The sequence below is a fragment of the Methyloglobulus morosus KoM1 genome, from assembly GCF_000496735.2.
GTDB classification, from domain to species: Bacteria; Pseudomonadota; Gammaproteobacteria; order Methylococcales; family Methylomonadaceae; genus Methyloglobulus; species Methyloglobulus morosus.
In genome coordinates, this window is the sequence record NZ_AYLO01000015.1 from 1 (window position 1) to 18434 (window position 18434).

General features: G+C 48.6%; 17 protein-coding genes. 5 read left to right on the top strand and 12 right to left on the bottom strand.

From position 1 onward, the window contains the following. Window positions 1-300 (top strand): hypothetical protein (locus tag MGMO_RS20460; RefSeq protein ID WP_036306564.1); only part of this gene is annotated, 300 nt, incomplete at its 5' end. A gap of 262 nt (window positions 301-562) precedes the next feature. Here the strand turns inward: MGMO_RS20460 and MGMO_RS20230 are convergent. The 12 genes from MGMO_RS20230 to MGMO_RS02350 all read right to left on the bottom strand — a co-directional run bounded on the left by MGMO_RS20230 (window position 563) and on the right by MGMO_RS02350 (window position 14078). Beyond that, window positions 563-718: a hypothetical protein gene (locus tag MGMO_RS20230; RefSeq protein ID WP_023493405.1), complete on the bottom strand. Its 156-nt coding sequence runs from the start codon at window positions 716-718 to the stop codon at window positions 563-565. Beyond that, window positions 718-1845, bottom strand: coding sequence for a type I restriction endonuclease subunit R (locus tag MGMO_RS20235; protein ID WP_200922692.1), 1128 nt, complete (start codon window positions 1843-1845; stop codon window positions 718-720). Before MGMO_RS20235 ends, MGMO_RS20230 begins: the two co-directional genes overlap by 1 nt. Continuing rightward, a complete protein-coding gene (locus MGMO_RS20240; protein WP_023493407.1) occupies window positions 1814-3781 on the bottom strand; it encodes a type I restriction endonuclease subunit R in 1968 nt (655 codons plus the stop codon). Before MGMO_RS20240 ends, MGMO_RS20235 begins: the two co-directional genes overlap by 32 nt. 10 nt (window positions 3782-3791) lie before the next feature. Continuing rightward, window positions 3792-4196 carry a PIN domain-containing protein gene (locus tag MGMO_RS02305; RefSeq protein ID WP_023493408.1) on the bottom strand — a complete coding sequence of 135 codons (405 nt, stop codon included), beginning with the start codon at window positions 4194-4196 and terminating at the stop codon, window positions 3792-3794. After that, window positions 4193-4474: a type II toxin-antitoxin system Phd/YefM family antitoxin gene (locus MGMO_RS18835; protein WP_023493409.1), complete on the bottom strand. Its 282-nt coding sequence runs from the start codon at window positions 4472-4474 to the stop codon at window positions 4193-4195. The genes MGMO_RS02305 and MGMO_RS18835 overlap by 4 nt, the downstream gene beginning before the upstream one ends. 196 nt (window positions 4475-4670) lie before the next feature. After that, complete coding sequence (locus MGMO_RS02315; RefSeq protein ID WP_023493410.1) at window positions 4671-5957, bottom strand: restriction endonuclease subunit S; 1287 nt, start codon at window positions 5955-5957, stop codon at window positions 4671-4673. Then, window positions 5954-6439: an endonuclease domain-containing protein gene (locus MGMO_RS02320; RefSeq protein WP_023493411.1), complete on the bottom strand. Its 486-nt coding sequence runs from the start codon at window positions 6437-6439 to the stop codon at window positions 5954-5956. Before MGMO_RS02320 ends, MGMO_RS02315 begins: the two co-directional genes overlap by 4 nt. Beyond that, window positions 6436-8226, bottom strand: coding sequence for a type I restriction-modification system subunit M (locus MGMO_RS02325; protein ID WP_023493412.1), 1791 nt, complete (start codon window positions 8224-8226; stop codon window positions 6436-6438). Before MGMO_RS02325 ends, MGMO_RS02320 begins: the two co-directional genes overlap by 4 nt. Window positions 8227-8498: 272 nt before the next feature. Continuing rightward, window positions 8499-10334, bottom strand: a complete 1836-nt coding sequence (gene mutL, locus MGMO_RS02330) for a DNA mismatch repair endonuclease MutL (RefSeq protein ID WP_023493413.1) — start codon at window positions 10332-10334, stop codon at window positions 8499-8501. Window positions 10335-10859: 525 nt separating this feature from the next. Beyond that, on the bottom strand, window positions 10860-12101 hold the full coding sequence (locus MGMO_RS02340) for an N-acetylmuramoyl-L-alanine amidase (RefSeq protein WP_023493415.1): 1242 nt from the start codon (window positions 12099-12101) through the stop codon (window positions 10860-10862). Window positions 12102-12180: 79 nt separating this feature from the next. Beyond that, entirely contained in the window at window positions 12181-12615 is a 435-nt protein-coding gene (gene tsaE / locus MGMO_RS02345) for a tRNA (adenosine(37)-N6)-threonylcarbamoyltransferase complex ATPase subunit type 1 TsaE (RefSeq protein ID WP_023493416.1), read from the bottom strand. Next, window positions 12615-14078: a bifunctional ADP-dependent NAD(P)H-hydrate dehydratase/NAD(P)H-hydrate epimerase gene (locus MGMO_RS02350; protein WP_023493417.1), complete on the bottom strand. Its 1464-nt coding sequence runs from the start codon at window positions 14076-14078 to the stop codon at window positions 12615-12617. The genes tsaE and MGMO_RS02350 overlap by 1 nt, the downstream gene beginning before the upstream one ends. A 40-nt stretch (window positions 14079-14118) precedes the next feature. Here MGMO_RS02350 and queG point away from each other — a divergent pair, with 40 nt between their 5' ends. The 4 genes from queG to ftsY are packed head-to-tail and all read left to right on the top strand — an operon-like array spanning window position 14119 to window position 18422. Next, window positions 14119-15174 carry a tRNA epoxyqueuosine(34) reductase QueG gene (gene queG, locus MGMO_RS02355; protein ID WP_023493418.1) on the top strand — a complete coding sequence of 352 codons (1056 nt, stop codon included), beginning with the start codon at window positions 14119-14121 and terminating at the stop codon, window positions 15172-15174. Between the two features lie 7 nt (window positions 15175-15181). Next, entirely contained in the window at window positions 15182-15892 is a 711-nt protein-coding gene (locus tag MGMO_RS02360; RefSeq protein WP_023493419.1) for an SURF1 family protein, read from the top strand. Continuing rightward, window positions 15885-16481, top strand: coding sequence for a hypothetical protein (locus MGMO_RS02365; protein ID WP_023493420.1), 597 nt, complete (start codon window positions 15885-15887; stop codon window positions 16479-16481). The genes MGMO_RS02360 and MGMO_RS02365 overlap by 8 nt, the downstream gene beginning before the upstream one ends. A gap of 9 nt (window positions 16482-16490) precedes the next feature. Continuing rightward, window positions 16491-18422, top strand: a complete 1932-nt coding sequence (gene ftsY / locus MGMO_RS02370) for a signal recognition particle-docking protein FtsY (RefSeq protein ID WP_023493421.1) — start codon at window positions 16491-16493, stop codon at window positions 18420-18422. Window positions 18423-18434: the final 12 nt, after the last annotated feature.

The window sequence follows — 18434 nt, forward strand, 5'->3', positions numbered from 1 at the left end:
ATTGGTTTAAAACACATACATCGCTTAATCAAAGAACGATGTCTTCTGACTCATCCCGATGGATTAATTTATGGTTGGCGAGGCTTAGTGCCTGGGCAGCATATAAATCCATATACAAGAACTAAAGCAATTAAGGTAGACAATTATGGGTTTGGGGCTGTCGGTGCAATGCAGACAATATTGGCTCTACATTATGATCTTAGAGAAAAACTTAATAAAAAAATATTGCGTTTTTTTCCTCAAGCGCCCCTTCATCAAGGGTTGGCCAACTATTCAGGTCGGCATAACCTGTTCCAGTAAGTCCTTTTACTTTGCGAACCGGGTAACTTGGTTCTGTTGTAGATTCATATTCTGAATTCACGCAAAACCCCAAAATGACAATTAAAGTTTTACGATACGATGGTATTCAAAACATATACTATTGTCTACATTATTTTGCAATTATTCATATAGACTACATTCTTATGCGAAGAATTTGAGCGTAATATTGTTGATTTTCCCAATCAACCACTTGTTTTTATAAGCCCCTTAAAGGAAACTATTCTACAAATAATTGCCTTCACTATTCAATACTTTCGCTCGACCGTTCCCTCAACGCCTCATAAAGCTGCCCAGGACCAAGCAAAATATCCTTTAATCCAACGCGAACCTTTTCGGATTCCAACGCTTGTTTGCTCATCGTGCTATGTGCAGCCAAGGCATCCATAATGGCGTTCATTAGCTCATGTGATAGATAGCGAACTGTTGTTTGGTGTTGTTGGCGGCTTGTTGCACCAGGGTTTTCGATTCCAGCAATTTGCCTTTGATGACGTTATTAACATAGATAAGCTGGTCGTCATCGGACAATTCTCCTTCAAACAAATCGTTCACCTTGGCAATGATTTCAGCCAGATAGGCTTTTTCTTTTTCCTGCACCTGACCGCTGCCAGCACCTTCCATTGGTGTCAGTTTTGGGTATTCACCATCGACCAGGGCTAATGTCCGCTTTCCCTCGGCTTTTAGGTTATGGTGCGTCAACACCACTTTAGACAGGTCAAGGCCTTCACGTTCCCGCCCGAATTCCAACAGCGGAATTAAGCGTTTATAAAAGATATAACGCTTTTCAATAGCCGTGTTGCCATAATCAAATATCTGGGACAGGAAGGCATACATACGCTGGAATGCGCCCATATCATGCTTGAACTGGTTAAGCGCTTCCATTTCGTTGTGTGCATCTTCGGCGGCATTGTCATCTTCTTTGGCAATGGCCGCCTTCTTCCTGTCTTGAACGGCTTTGTAACGATGCAATATCCGCGAGACAACAGGCTCTAACGCTCCGGCAAGATCGCTTTGCTTCGCCTTCGGGTTGAATTCCACCTCAACCACACGATTGACCTCGAATTCATCATAGAATCCTGCCGCATCGAGTTTCATACGCAAGTCATAAACCCGGTGCGGATCGGTAACACCGGATAATTCGGCGGTTTCATAGTAAGTTTTGAAGGCACTCAGGATTTCTTCGGGATCATTGATAAAATCCACCACATAAGTAGTATCTTTGCCCTGATAGGCGCGATTGAGACGAGACAGGGTTTGCACCGCCGTAATACCCGCCAACCGTTTATCTACATACATTCCGCATAACAGGGGTTGATCGAATCCGGTTTGAAACTTGTTGGCGACCAGCAGGATTTGATAGTCGTCCGTGTCAAAGGCTTCACGGATACCCGGCCCTTTAAGGTTCGGGTTCATGGTTTTACTGGTTTCGCTGAACGGGTCAGCACCCGATTGGCTATCGTTGACCTCGCCGGAAAACGCAACCAATATGCCGATTTTATAGCCTTGGGCTTTTGATATAGGACTCAATCGCCAACCGCCAGCGCACCGCTTCAACACGGCTACCGACCACCACCATTGCCTTAGCCTTGCCGTTTAAGAGTGGGGCGACATTTTCACGAAAATGCTCGACCACGACCTGCACTTTTTGGCTGATATTGTAGGGATGCAGCCTAACCCAGCGCATAATACCCTTGAGGGCTTCGTTGCGCTCGACCTCCTTATCATCCAGTTCTTTGCCGTCATGGGCGAGCTTGAAAGCCAGTTTATAAGGCGTGTAATTTTGCAGCACATCGAGGATGAAGCCTTCCTCAATTGCTTGCCGCATCGAATACACATGAAACGGCGCTGGCAGGTTGTCCGCACTGGCTGGCAAATCGGGATTCGAGAGTCGCCCGAATAGTTCAAGGGTTTTGGCCTTGGGCGTGGCCGTAAATGCCACATAGGTAATGCCGCTTTCCGCCGCCCTGTTTTCCATTTGCGCGGCCAGCAGGTCTTCGGTGCTAACTTCGCCGCCGTCTGCCAAATCCTGCAATTCTTCCACCGATAACACGGCTTTCAGCTTGGCCGCCGCTTCGCCCGTTTGCGAAGAATGCGCCTCATCGGCGATCACGGCAAAGCGCTTGCCTTGGGTTGCGGCCAACTCCTGCACAGCCTTGAGCGCGAATGGGAAGGTTTGGATGGTGCAGACTACAATTTTCTTGCCACCGGACAGCGCCGCCGCCAATTCGCCGCTTTTGCTGGCACTCTCGCCTTTGATGGTGGCAACCACACCAGCCGTGCGTTCAAAATCGAAAATCGCTTCCTGTAACTGGTCGTCCAGCACGGTACGGTCAGAAACCACTAACACGGTATCAAACAGTTTTTCATGGCTGGCACTGTGCAAATCGGCCAAGAAATGCGCCGACCATGCAATTGAATTGGTTTTGCCTGAACCCGCAGAATGCTGGATCAGGTATTTACCGCCCTGCCCTTCGGCCAGCACCGCCGCCAGCAGCTTGCGGGTGGCATCCAACTGATGAAAACGCGGGAAAATAACTTTCTTAATCTGCTTTTTCTCGTCTTTTTGCGTGACCAGATAACGGCCTAGTATCTCCAGTAAGCTATCCCGCGCCCAGATTTCTTCCCACAAATAAGCGGTGCGATGACCGTAGTGTCGTTCCCCCTCACCCAGCCCTCTCCCGCCAGGGGCGAGGGGAGTTTCCGGCGTTGCTCCCTCTCCCTTGATGGAAGAGGGCTGGGGTGAGGGTGTAACACGCAAATTCGGCGGATTACCAGCCGCGCCATTGTCGCCACGGTTGAATGGCAGAAAGCGCGTTGCCGCTCCTTCTAACTGCGTGGTCATAGACACTTCACTATTACTGACCGCGAAATGCACCAATGCCCCATTGGGGAAAGACAATAAGGGTTCGGCGCTCCCCTGCCCCTTTGGGCGCGGCTCACGGTCAAAGCGGTATTGGTCAATGGCATCCTCAACCGATTGGGTGAAGTCGGTTTTTAGCTCCGCCGTGGCAACCGGAATCCCATTCAAAAATAATCCCAAATCCAGCGCGTTTTCGTTATGCAGCGAATAACGCAACTGCCGCACGACCCGCAGCCGATTAGCCGCGTATTTGGTGAGAATGTCGGGATTCATAGCCAAAGCCGGCTTGAATTGGGCAAGCGCGAGCGGTTGCCGCAAGCCGAGCAGTTCAATGCCATGACGTAAAACGTCTAACGTGCCGCGTTGGTTTATGGAATCCCGCAGCCGTCCCAGCAACACATCCGCCGCTTGTGCGCCGTGGTTCTTTTGCAAAGCCTCCCATGCCTTCGGTTGGGTTTCTTGCACCCAAGCAATCACGTCGGGCGGAAACAGCGTCCGTGTCCGGTCATAATTGGCCGCGTCGCCTTGTGAATAAAMCCAGCCGTTAGCGGCTAGATGGTCGCAGATTTCGTTTTCGAAATGGATTTCTTTGTGCAGGGTCATCAAACGTCCTTTATTTATAAGGCAAGCGTTCTTCAAGTAAGCCCGGCAAATTTTCAAATTCCGGGTCTTTATGCACTAAGGCAGCACTATTTTCCAGTGCGACCGCGGCTATCCAGGAGTCGGCTAGAGACATCCGTTGTGTCGCTTTTATCGATACAGCACGTATCAACAATTCAGGCGATTCGTGAAACCATTGAATAGGCAAAGCAAGACAATCAGCATAAGACTCACGTCCCGCTAATTCACCCTCATCTTTCCAGACACGATAAAACACTTCCATTAGCGTCATGAAACAGCCGTAACAAGTCAAATCACCATCTTGGGCTTTTTGCAATAGCTCGCTGACTCGATCCGCCCCTGGTTCATTGTCACGCAAAGCCAATAATGCCGAGGTATCCAGTAAAAATCCGCTCATGCCTCACGTTCACGATCAATCCGGCGATCCTCTAATAGGCGTTCCACCGCACCGCCTTTGCCTTTACCGCGAAAAGCTGCAATTGCCGCGTGTGCCGCTGCCTGCGCCGCTTGGTTATTCGTTTTTTCATGCGCTTGCGATAAAGCATCATATTCATGTTGCGACAGCACATAAGCAACCGGCCGGCCGCGCCGAGTAATCGTGACAGGTTCGCGTTGTGCCGCGTCCAGTAATTCCCCAAAACGGTTTTGGGCTTCGACAGAGGTCATGGTACGCATGGTTCTTTTCTCCAACTAGCTAATATAGGTATTATAGCCGTATTGTTTGATTTGGCAATCATGCCCGGATTGTTGACCTGTGCGCTCAAAAAAGTCCCATCTCCCCTTGTGGGAGAGGGTTAGGGAGAGGGGGAATAATAAGCCACACCCTCTCCCCAGCCCTCCCCCATCGAGGGGGAGGGAGCAAGTGCGACGCTTAAGTCTTATCTGCTACCAGGCTTCGCACGTCAATTTTTCCGGTTACGGCGGCGGAAATTAGGGCGGTGCGGCGTTCTTGGAGTAGGGTAATGGCGGTTTTGGCTTCGGTTTGTAAAAAATCCAGATTTGTCGTTTGTTTTTTTAGATAGCCGACAATTTCTAATTGTTCTCTAATTGGTGGCAATAAAACTTTAATCTTGCTAATAATTCCAGAGCTTAAGTTCATTTGACTGGTTTCATTTCCAGTGTCTCTTATGAAGTCATAAGCCATAATAAAAAAATACTGTGTATATTCGTTATTGAGCCTCTCATTGAGAAAAATAGCTGCACACGCTTGGTTGTATGCAGCCTTAATTCCAAGAATCGCAACTCTACCTCGCGTAACGCCCTGACCATACATTGCCATTAACAAAGTACCTTCATTCGCAAGTCGTGCTGAAGAATTATTTAATCCTGTCTCAGTAATGTATTCTTCAGCACTGGTGATCAGCCCATAATTTACCTCGCCTGTTTTTAGCCAAGGAATGTCACCATTCCAATACTCAGGCTTACCTCTATCTGGGGTTGATCCAGTATCAATTTTAGAAAGGTAACTCAATGCACCATATCCCCAATGCTCAGGCACTTCGCCCAGCCATTCGATGCCTGAATCCTTCATCGGTGCGTTGGGATTTAGGCCTTTGGTGACGGCGTGGGAAATGACCGCTTGCCGCTTTTCCTTGAGCAGTTCGATCAGCCGTTGCTGTTCGGCAATCAGCGCATCAATTTTCGCGGTTTCGCGGTCGAGGAAGGCGGCGATGGTTTGTTGTTCTGAAATGGGTGGTGTTGTCAAAACTATGTTACTTAGAAAATCCCAGCTAACACGGGGCATTTTTGCGCCGAATGTAGAGCTATCAACAATAGCAATGAATTCACGATTTAGCATTTGATACTGTGAGAAGCGGCTGTCTGTGCCTTTTGTAGGGCGCATAACATGGAAGTCACCTATCGCTTCACCTGCACTTTCAGCTAGGTATGCTTTTGCAAGATATGGACGCAGTTTCCCAAACAAGATGTCTCTACGCTCAAAGGCAATCCCTTCCCCTTCAAACGTCGTTTCAGTCTGGATAAAACGCCCTGACCAACTTTCTATATTTTCTAGTGCAACAGGGCTTCCACGTCGGTCAGTTTTTTCGGTCAATAGTCGCAGGTTACGTTTAAGACGCTTCAATTCCCAATGCTCCGGCACTTCACCCAGCCATTCCACGCCACTATCCTTGTAGCTAGGGTAACGCGGAAAACTCATAGGCCCTTGCCCCCTCTCCCCCGACCCCTCTCCCGCAAGGGGAGAGGGGAGGATTGGGCTTCGGTTTGGTCGGGATGGGTATTTTGGCGACCTGCGGGATTCACTTTAGCCCCTCCCCCTCGACGGGGGAGGGGTTGGGGAGAGGGTGCGCTTGAATTCTGACAACCCTCAAGAATGCTTTCCAACACCCCTTCAATATTAGTCAAAATATCATTATTCCAAAACCGTAAAACGATAAAGCCCTGGCTACGTAGCCAATCATCACGACGAGTATCGTATTCTGCCTGTTCTGCATGGTGGCCGCCATCGGCCTCAACAATCAACCGGGCTTCAAAGCAGACGAAATCGACAATATATAAACCTAGAGGTTGCTGGCGTTTGAATTTAAAACCCTGCAAGCGATGAGCGCGAAGATGCTGCCACAATAACCGCTCAGAATCGGTGGCGTTTTTACGTAACTCACGGGCGTTTGCTAAGGTCATGTTGAAAGCTCGTGAATCAAGCTCAAAATCCGGTCGGTGCATTGCTTCAGGTCCGCGTCTATCTCGGCCAGTTCACGCGGCGGCTCGAACACATAAAAATGTCGGTTGAACGGGATTTCATAGCCGACTTTGGTTTTGTCGTGGTCTATCCACGCATCAAGGGCATGGGGCAGCACTTCGCGCTTGAAGTAGGTTTCCACATCTTCGCTAAGCGGCATGTTTTCGGTATCGCGCAAACTAGAATCCGGTTGCGGCTTGCCTTTGAGTTTGCCTTTTTCACCTAAGATTAACTTACCGTTCTCGTCTTTTAACGGGCGTTCAACGGTGATGGTGCGATAGCCAAAATCACTGTTTTTGAAGATACGGGAAATGGGTTTGTTACGCCCCCTCACCCCCGACCCCTCTCCCGCACGGGGAGAGGGAGGCAACGCCTCGCTGGCTTCGATGTTGTGCCCGAACAGGCGGGTAATTTCGGCGATATGGTCATCCGACAATTCTTTGCGCTTGGAGCCAAGACTTTTCCGCATCTTCTGCCAAAAGCCACTGGCATCAATTAATTGCACCGTGCCTTTGCGATGCTCCGGCTTGCGGTTTGAGAGTATCCAGACATAGGTTGATATGCCCGTGTTGTAGAACATATCGGTCGGCAAGCCGATGATAGCTTCCACAAGGTCATTTTCCAGCACATAACGGCGGATTTCACTTTCGCCTGAACCTGCCCCGCCCGTGAACAAGGGCGAACCGTTGAGGACAATGCCAAAGCGGCTGCCGCCGTCATTGGCCGGACGCATTTTACTTATCAGGTGCAGCAGGAACAGCAATGAACCATCGGACACACGCGGCAAGCCGGGGCCGAAACGGCCATTAAAGCCTTGTTGTTCGTGTTCCTTGCGTATTTCTTTTTCGACCTTTTTCCATTCCACGCCGAAAGGCGGATTGGAGAGCATGTAGTCGAATTTTTGGTGCGGGTAGCCGTCTTCGGAGAAGGTGTTGCCAAAGGCAATATTGGCGACGTTTTGCCCTTTTATCAGCAGGTCGGACTTACAGATGGCGTAAGATTCCGGGTTGAGTTCTTGCCCGTACATGATTAAGCGGGCATCCGGGTTATGTTCCGTCATGTATTGGTCGGCAATCGACAACATGCCGCCCGTACCCGCCGCCGGATCGTAGATGGTGCGGATAACGCCGGGTTTTACCAGGGCATCGTTGTCTTCAATAAAGAGTAGGTTAACCATCAGGTCAATGACTTCGCGCGGGGTGAAATGCTCCCCCGCCGTTTCGTTGGAAATTTCGGCAAATTTACGGATCAGTTCTTCAAACGCCAAGCCCATTTGGTCGTTGCTAACCTTATTGGGATGCAGGTCGATATTGGCGAAGCGTTCGGTGACTTGGTATAGCAGTTTGGCTTTATCGAGCCGATCAATTTGGGCGTGAAACTCAAAGCGCTCGAAAATATCCCGGGTCTCTGCTGAAAATCCCTGAATATAGGAGAACAGGTTGTCCTTGATATGGTCTTGGTCGCCCATCAATATTTTCATGTCCAAAGGCGAAATATTGTAAAAACCGCAGCCCGATTGTCGCAGCAAGAACGGTGCAGCGTTCAGGTCTAAGTTCGATTTTTCTTGATGTTCGGCAAGAACCGCCGCCTTGGTTTTTTCCAGTATGCAATCCATACGGCGCAATAGCGTGAACGGCAGGATGATCTTGCCGTATTCGGATTGCTTGTAATCGCCGCGCAGCAGGTCGGCAACCGACCAAATGAAGGCGGATAAGGCTTGTTGGTTCATGTGTTCTTTGTTTCCCCTGTGCGGTCAATGCGGGCAGTCGTTATTTCTTTATTTGCTGCATTAAATCGCAATTGTTGGCTCTCTCGTTTATTGTTTTTGTTTGGCTAAGTTGTTGAGGAGTATAGCACTTCATATCAACGCTGATGGTTCTAGGTCACTTCAATACAGCCTATTTGTTTCTTGTCTCTTGAGGAAGAAGGCTGGGATGAGTGGCATATAAGCATTTAATTCACTCCCACCCCCTGTTAGATGAGAGTGAGGTTGATTTAAGCTTATTGCCCACGCAAAAAAAACTTATCCAAATCATTGGTCGATAATTTCACCCAGGTTGGCCGACCATGGTTGCATACACCGCTATTCTCGGTGCGTTCCATATCCCGCAATAAAGCGTTCATTTCGTCGATGGTAAGCCGACGATGCGCCCGTACCGCGCTGTGGCAAGCGACTGTTGCCAGGATGTGGTTACCGTGATCTTGCATCCGTAGGCTTAAGCCATGTTGGGCAAGGTCTGCTATGACGTCACGGATCAAGGTTTCCATATCCGTGTTATTCATCAATGCAGGCACAGAACGGACGACAATGGTTTCAGGCCCAGAACGGTTGATTTCAAAACCTAAATCCGTAAACAACTCCGCCGCTTGTTCGGTAATGTCTGCTTCCGCTAGGCTGACATTGAATTTGATGGGCAACAGCAAAGGCTGGCTAGGTACAGTACCTTGTTGTGCTTGGATTTTCATCCTTTCATACAAAACCCTTTCGTGGGCGGCGTGGGCATCAACCAGAACAATACCGGTACAGGTTTCGGCCAAAATGTAAATATTGTGCAAATGGGCAATGGCATGACCTAAAGGTGGAAAACCCTGTTGCATGGCTTGTTCTGGTTTTTGTTCAGCCATTACACCTGTTCCAGCATACAGTTTGGCATACGCTTGAATAGTTTCCTCAACTTGATAAGGCAATGCGGATTGTATGGGGGAATAAGCCGAGTAAGTCCCGTTACGGCCGATTAACGCATTGTTGGCATCTGTTGGCGTCAAATCTTTGTGAGGGTTAATGGCATTAAACGGACGATGGCTATCAGGGTCGATTTTAACTATATGCGGCGTTGGCCTGATTTCCGCCAATGACCGGTGTAATGCCGAAAACAGGAAATCATGCACCAACCGCCCTTCCCTAAACCTAACTTCCAACTTTGCCGGATGGGCATTGACATCGACCAAGCCGGGATCAAGGGTTAGGTACAACACAAAAACCGGATGTCGCCCATTAAATAAGACATCCTGGAACGCCTGCCTGACGGCGTGGGCGATCAGCTTATCCCGTACCAAGCGCCCGTTCACATAGAAAAACTGCATGTCTTGTTGGCTACGGGAAAAAGTCGGCAATCCTACCCAACCTGTCAGTTGCAAGCCCGATGAAGCGACATCGATTTTTATCGAATTATCCAAAAAGACCGAACCGCAAATCCCGGCAATCCGTTGTTGCTGTTCGGCTTCTGTCATCGCTAAAGGTAATTGGAAAATCTCCTTTTGGTTATGGGATAAGGAAAAGGCAATATCAAATCGGCTAAGTGCCATTTTTTGGATCAGGCTCTCAATATGGGCAAATTCGGTTTTCTCGGTTTTCAAGAATTTGCGACGGGCGGGTGTGTTGTAAAACAAGTCTCGGACATCAACGGTAGTGCCTTGCGGATGGGGATCGGGTTGCAGGTCGAAATCTTGTTCGGTGCCATCCGTGGACACCCGCCAGGCGCAATCAGCTTGGGCAATGCGAGAGATTAACGTCAGCCTTGAGACCGAACTTATGCTGGGCAAAGCCTCGCCGCGAAAGCCCATGCTGGCAACACGCTCCAAGTCCTCGAATGACGCTATCTTGCTGGTGGCATGGCGGGACAGCGCCAACGGCAAATCGTCTTTCACGATGCCGCAACCGTCATCTCTGATACGAATACGCCGCGCCCCACCCTGCTCTATGTCGATGCTGATAGACGTCGCCCCCGCATCGAAGCAATTTTCAACCAATTCTTTTACAACAGAAGAAGGCCGTTCGACCACTTCGCCGGCGGCGATCTGGTTAATGAGTTGGACAGGGAGTATTTGGACGCGCATAGAATTGCCCGGAATTAAAACGCCATTCTATACGACCGGATAAAAACTGGATAGTTAGCGGGTGGGGAATCGTTACTCGCTAGGCTTTAAGTATCCTTCTCCTGGCCTCATTGGGGAATGGCGTTAATTCCGTGCGTGGCATGACGTGGGCTTGTTGTGTGAATCAAGCCATGTATGGAATCCGCTTGCACAGCAATTTTTATTCAGAAACGCTAGCGCATTACTGTGCAACGCAAAACACCGACTCAGAAGAAAGGTTCACTTGATTCAGTCACTACATTTGATCGCTTAATTGTGGAATCGGTCTTTTTGCTTTCATAACGGCTTGGACGTTTGCTGCGGGTTTTTGAAGAAAAACCGTTTATTACAAGCCCGTGCAAAAAGTATCCCACCATAAGACCTAAAACAAAATAACACGCGGGGTAGGTGTTGATGAACTCAAAAAAAGTGTCAATTGTCATTAACAATCCTCAATAATTTAACTGCAAGTGTTTAACATATAACAAAATCCTTAAAATTGCATTACTATAATTTCGCCACCCTATCGGTTTCAAGCGGTTCCATTTGTTCAAAATAATTTAATATGCCTTTGAAAATCGCATGGGCCATTTTAGTTTGGTAGCGATCGCTCATTAAGTTAAGCTCATCCGACGGGTTAGATATGTAAGCTGTTTCGACCAATATGGAAGGAATATCCGGTGATTTTAATACCGCAAAACCCGCTTTCTGGACGCTGCCATAATGTAAATCGCCTATGTGGTGGAAATTTTTCAGCACTTTGTCGGCAAGGTTTAGACTGGCTTGCTGTGTTGCGGTTTGTGACAAATCCATAAGCACCGTAGCCAGCACTTCATCTTTATCATCCAGATTAACGCCGCCCACTTTCTCTTTAGCGTTCTCGGAATTCGCCAGCCATCGGGCGGCTTCACTTGAAGCGCCATTTCTCGATAAAGTGTAAACGGACGCGCCTCGAACATCCGGGTTGTTAACCGCATCGGCATGGATAGAGATGAATAAATCGGCGCCAGCCTGACGGGCAATTTTCATCCGTTCTCGCAAACCGACGTAGTAATCGCCCTTTCGTACCAGTTTAGCCTTCATTCCTGGCTGCCCACTGATTAAGGCTTGCAGTTTTTTTGCGATGGCTAAGGTCACTTGTTTCTCTTGAGTGCCGCTTGGCCCTCTCGCACCTGGGTCATCACCACCATGACCTGCATCAATGGCCACTATAAATCGCTCTTTCTTATTGGTTTTATGTTTGGATGATGACGTAGACGCTTTTTCTATATGTTCCTCAATGTCGTTCGCTTGAAGTTTAGTTAGCTTTTCTGAAACTTTTCTGCCGGTATTAGCCGCTGTTGTTGAGTCTTTATCAACCAAATTAACGATTAAATGCCGATTGTCTGAATTATTGGTGGCCAGCTTATGGGTTTTTGCAGTAACCGATTGTTTCAAATCAATGACTATCCGCACATCAGAGCCATTTTTTGGGGCTGCACGCACGTGCGCAAACAAAGGATGGGATACCGAAGGTTGGCTTAGCCCTCTATCTACTTGGGCATTTTTAACATCGATCACCAAACGGGAGGGATTGTCCAGTACGAAAACCCGGTGCTTCGGGGACTCTGAAACGGCCAACACGACATTCGATTGGTTACGGGCAGCCACATAACGTACTGAACTGACATGTATTTGCTGGGCAAAACTCACTGGTATTGGGATTGCCAGAACTACAAGGAGAAAAAAAAACTGCTTATGCCGCCACATACCCAAATCCACAAAGTGATAATCTTAATTAGATTATAGCAATATGTTATTGTTTTTAAATAGCTAGGCAAAAAATATTTTAATTATTTTTGTGATGCTCGTCACATTCGGCAATATCTACTAACCGCCCTGCCCTTTGCACAGTTAACGAAATTATCTTATCCGGCTTCGGCAAAAAGCCTTTGCCCTTGTCCGGCCATTCAATGAAGCACACGCCATCTTGGTTGAAATAGTCGTTGATGCCTATCCATTCCAACTCTTCTGGATCGTTAAGCCTATATAAATCAAAATGATAAATTTGTTGTCCCGCTACCGTATATTCTTCCACTAAGTTATAGGTAGGGCTTTTGACCGTCCCAGCATATCCGGCTGCCCGTAAATAACCCCGAACTAAAGTCGTTTTGCCTGCGCCTAATTCGCCCTGCAAATAAACGACACATTTTGATGGCAAAGCCGTATACAACTCGGCACCCAATTGCTCGGTTTCCTCCGTATGCTGTAAATATTTTTGCATTAATTGACCAATTGCCTGAGATGCGGCATCAAGTCGCTCGCCAACAACCCCCTTTCGCCTGCTTGCACGGCAGCAAGGTCACCCGCCATGCCATGCAGAAAAACCCCTTGTTGTGACGAATCTTTGGGTGACAAACCCTGTGAAATTAATCCCGCTATCACCCCGGCGAGCACATCACCCATACCGCCTGATGCCATACCGGGGTTGCCCGTTGTTGAAACTGCGGTTTCCTCCCTTGACGCTATCAGCGTGCCAGAACCCTTAAGGACGACAATGCCGTCATATTGGCTTTGGATAGCAGCGGCAGCAGCAAAACGGTTATATTGCACCGTCGCTGTTTCACAATTCAATAAGCGTGCCGCCTCCCCTGGATGCGGCGTTAATACCCAATTAGTGCGTTTTTCGGGGGCATGCGACAGGAGATTCAGGCCGTCCGCATCAATAACCAATGGCTTATTGGATTTTAATGCGGCAGTGAAAAGTTCTAGCCCCCACTGATTTTGCCCCAGCCCAGGGCCTACGACAATGACATCGGCGTTATCCAGCAAGGACGAAAGTTGCGCCGTATTTTCCACGCCATGGCACATTAATTCCGGCCTGACCAGATTCTGCAGTGCAGCGTGTTCAGGATGGGTGGCAATGCTGACCAAGCCCGCGCCTMCCCGTAATGCCGCCTCGCCAGCCATTCGCACCGCGCCGGAAAACCCCCGGTCTCCGCCGATGACCAACACATGCCCGTGGTTGCCTTTATGCGAACTGCGGGCGCGAGGAGGAAATTTTTTTTTGACGACACAATAAGTTGTTGTCGCCACATGCTGGAAAATTTCTTTAGGTACGCTTAAGGACGAGTACAGTATTTCCCCGCAATAATCAGCCGCCATACCGGTATACAAACCTTGTTTCAAGCCGATAAAAGTAACCGTACATTCCGCTTTTACCGCACACCCCATAATGCTGCCGGTATCGGAATTCAAACCGGACGGCACATCAACAGCGATAACATGCGCCCGGCTTTTGTTGATACACTGGATAGCTTGTGCGTAAATCCCGGTGATCGGTTTGCTTAGCCCCGTCCCTAATAACGCATCAATCACCACATCGGCATTGGTTTCCACATCAGCTTCAAATGGCAGAACCGTTCCTTTGTCCTTAATGTAGTCCTTATAGGCAATTTCCGCATTGCCTTTTAAGTCATTAGGATCGGAGACCGCGTAAACAATCACTTTCAAGCCGACGGCATGTGCGAGTCCGGCTATAATGTAGCCATCGCCCGCATTATTACCGGAACCGCAAAAAACGCTAACGGATTTTGCATTGGGCCACTTGATCCGCAGGTGCCTAAAAACGGCATTCCCGGCTCGACTCATAAGTTCAATGCCAGGGATGCCGCATTCAGTCATCAGGAAGCGATCCAATTCCCTAACTTGAGCGGCGGTATATAGCTTTGTCGGTAGTTTATGCATGGTATCGTTAGTATTATAGCTATTTTTTAAACAACCCCTAATGACCTTAAATAACCCAGACCTTATGGCTAGCCTGGCCGCACAAATCAAAACTTGGGGGCAAGAACTGGGCTTTCAACAACTAGGCATCACGGATACGAATTTGTCCCAAGCGGAGACGCATCTGGGCAACTGGCTAGCCAACAACTTCCATGGCAGCATGGATTATATGCAAAGGCATGGACATAAGCGTAGCAGACCTGCATTATTGCATCCAGGTACACAGCGCGTTATTTCGGTGCGAATGGATTATTTGCCCGAACCTGAAAACCAAATGAATCAATCTCTTGAGAAGCCGCTTCTGGCTTATATTTCGCGTTATGCCCTAGGCCGCGATTATCATAAGTTGATGCGAAGCCGTTTGCAAAAGCTGGCTGATCGTATTCATGCTGAGATCGGTGATTTCGGCTACCGTGCTTTTGTCGATAGCGCACCCGTTTTGGAAAAAGCCTTGGCGGAAAAAGCAGGCCTAGGCTGGATAGGGAAACATTCTAACCTGATTAACCGTAAAGCCGGGTCATGGTTTTTCCTGGGCGAAATCTATACCGACCTGCCCTTGCCTGTCGATAAACCTGGCACAGAGCATTGCGGCGATTGTCGCGCCTGCCTGGACATCTGCCCAACCCACGCCATCGTTGCCCCTTATCAAGTTGATGCAAGGCGTTGCATATCGTATTTGACGATTGAATTGCATGGTTCGATTCCTGAAGAATTAAGGCCGTTGCTTGGCAACCGCATTTACGGTTGTGACGATTGCCAGCTTATCTGCCCCTGGAACCGATTTGCCAAACTCACTGCTGAAAAGGACTTTAATCCCCGGCATCGCCTGAATACCCAAGAATTACTGGACGTTTTCGCTTGGGGCGAACAAGAATTCCTGACTAAAACCGAAGGCTCTGCAATCCGCCGTATCGGTCATGAACGCTGGTTGAGGAATATTGCCGTAGCATTGGGCAATGCACCCAAGTCCGAAATGATTGTCAACGCGCTAAAAACAAAGCTCCAACATCCCTCTGAATTGGTGCGCGAACATGTTAAATGGGCTTTAGAACACTAGAGAACTGATGAAATACCAACGCGCACCACTGATAGCTTACCTATGTCTTCTGCCTATCCTACTTGCCCTCGCTGTTTGGCAGCTCAACCGCGCCGAAGAAAAGCGGACATTGCTCCAATTACAAGCGCAACGGCAAACGGCACGGATATTAACATTGACGGCAGACATTCCGGCCAGTTCGGAAACACTATTATACAAGGACATTCAAGCCGTTGGCCGTTATGACAACAGCCACCAGTTTTTGTTGGACAATCAGGTAAGCAAGGGCAAAGTGGGTTATTTTGTGCTGACTCCATTCCGCCTGACAAACGAAAACAAGGCCGTTTTGGTTAATCGGGGTTGGTTGCCCATGGGTAAGCATCGATTGGATTTTCCTGACATCCGTGTTGATGGCAAGGAAACCACTGTTGTCGGTCGAATCAACCGTTTTCCTATGGTCGGTCTTCAATTGGCCGGCGCTGAAATTCCTTCCGATAATTGGCCGGCCCTGGTGCAAGTTGTTGATACTAAAATTTTAGCCAAGCAGCTAGGTTATCCTTTATTCAACTTTCAGGTTGAACTGGATGAACGATCCGCAAATGGTTTTACTCGCGAATGGCAAATGCCGCAAACCATGACACCTGAAAAACACCTCGCGTATGCGGTACAATGGTTTCTGTTGGCAATAACTCTCACCGTACTTTTTATTAAGTATGGTTTTAATAAACCTCATGATTAATCAACAAAACAAGAGCCGAATAATCGTCCTGCTACTATTCGGGATTGCAATAATTCCGTTTGCGATAGCGTGGCAATTTGGCGGAAAGGCACCCTTTATCGAAGGAAAGACCAACAAAGGCCAGCTTATTACGCCCGTCATCACCACTGAACGGAGCGATTTGATTGGATTGGACACCTTTTCCACCGATAATATCGCCGAGCTTAAAGGCCATTGGGTGATGTTGAATGTGATCCCTCAAGCGGACTGCAATAGCGTCTGCTTGGATGCTATCCATAAGACCAAACAGCTTCGTTTGATGTTAAATAAGGACCTGCCGCGCACCCGACGGGCCGTGGTTTTTTTTAAAATAGTGTCGCCGGAAACGGCAAACCGATGGTTGCAAGATGATAAAGTATTGCTGAAAGTAAAACCCAGCATGGCATTGACAAAAAAAATTACCGAAATCAGGAACAACCCTATCCCGGACGGGATGTTGTTGCTCATGGATCCATTGGGTAATTTAATGATGCAGTACGAACCGGGTTTTGACCCCTACAAAGTCAAAAGTGATCTCATGCACTTATTGCGAATTTCACAAATGGGATAATGGAAAAAAATGTTTAGAAAAATAACGCTGTTCGGTACGGCTTTGGCGCTGTTGGTTATGGTGGCGGGTTCGCTTGCCCGGTTATTGGGATCAACACCGCTGTTTGATGCCATTCAACCTCAAGGTTTTCATTTCCAGACCGCCTATGCATTGGCTGCCGTTACCTTGACCGTATTGCTGATGTCCTGGTGGCAAACCCATTGCCGTCCCGCCGCGATGACGGCAGCTTTGGGCCTAGCCGGCATGCTGGGCTTACAGATCGCGTTAGGGATAGGGATTCTAAAAATGCCAGACCATAGCGTCCTTATATCAGGCCATTTATTGCTGGGTATGACGATTTTCTGGTCACTATTTTGGCTTTATTTGCGGACCGACCGCGGCATTTCACAATCTGCTGTACCGATGGGCCCCACTGGGTTTGCCCGCTTTTCGATAATGCTACTGTTTTTGCAGATTGCCTTGGGTAGTTGGGTCGGTGTTAACCATGCCGATCTTGCTTGTGTCGGCTTCCCGAAATGTAACGGGCAATGGTGGCCGCAAGCGGATTATCAAGGCCTGTTGAATGGCTTACTGACAGGCAACAACACACTATCCATTGAGGCTCAGGTTGCCGCAAACTGGTTGCATCGGGTAGGTGCCATGCTATGTTTCATCATATTCAACGGATTGATGATGAGTGCGCTTTCGGCAAGGAACTCCAAATCCGTAAGAAGATCTGGATTATGGTTAAGTTTTCTCCTTTTTGTGCAAGTGGCTTTGGGCGTTATCGGCTATCGATTTGCCATGCCGCTTTGGGTAGTCGTCGCCCATACCGTTTTTGCCGCTTTGCTCATGTTGCCGCTAATCGCGATTAGTTTTTATAGTCGCTTTGGTTTTGTTGAAGCCCTTCAGCCAACAACGAAACTACCGCCTGAATTAGAAAAGTTCGAGACCAAGCCTGAGCCAAAAGAACGGGAAGCCACCGCGTTAAAGCCGGAAATTATTCCCGTTGCAGTAGAAGAACCTTATGTAGAACCCGCCCCCGAATCTCTCTACCTACGCCTTAAAAGCCAACTCGCACGAACCCGAACGGGCCTGGGCGGTATCCTTGCAAACTTGGCCTTGGGACAAAAAGCCAACGAAGATTTGCTGGAAGACATCGAATCAAGCCTATTGATGGCAGACGTTGGCATTGATGTCACGACCAAAATCATCAATCGCCTAACCCAAAGCTTAGAGCGTCAACAACTCAACGATAGCGATGCGCTAACCTCAGCCTTGAAACAGGAATTGCTCAGCATACTTGAACCTTGCAGTAAGCCGTTACGAATTCCCAAACAAGATAAACCATTTGTCATATTGGTTGTCGGCGTAAACGGTGTGGGCAAAACGACGACCATAGGCAAGCTTGCCAAACGCCTGAAAGCTCAAGGCCACAAAGTCATGTTGGCGGCAGGAGACACGTTCAGGGCGGCGGCGGTGGAGCAATTGCAAACCTGGGGGCAGCGTAATGATATTCACGTTGTCGCGCAACAGACGGGAGCCGATTCTGCGTCGGTCATCTATGACGGTATCCAATCCGCACAATCCAAAGGTGTGGATGTCCTGATTGCAGATACCGCCGGACGCTTACACACCAAAGATAACTTGATGGAAGAATTGAAGAAGGTTAAGCGCATTATGGCCAAGCTGGACGAAACAGCGCCTCATGAAGTCATCCTGGTTTTGGATGCCGGCACAGGCCAAAACGCCTTATCGCAAGCAAAACTGTTTAACGAGGCCGTAGGATTGACCGGACTCGTCCTGACCAAATTGGACGGTACGGCAAAAGGGGGGGTTATTTTTGCTTTAGCCAAGCAATCCGGCATTCCCATCCGTTTTATCGGCGTGGGCGAAGGCATTGATGACCTCCAAGGTTTTAATGCCGAAACCTTTGTCGATGCCTTGTTCGTCAAAGACTGAACTTGTTAACGA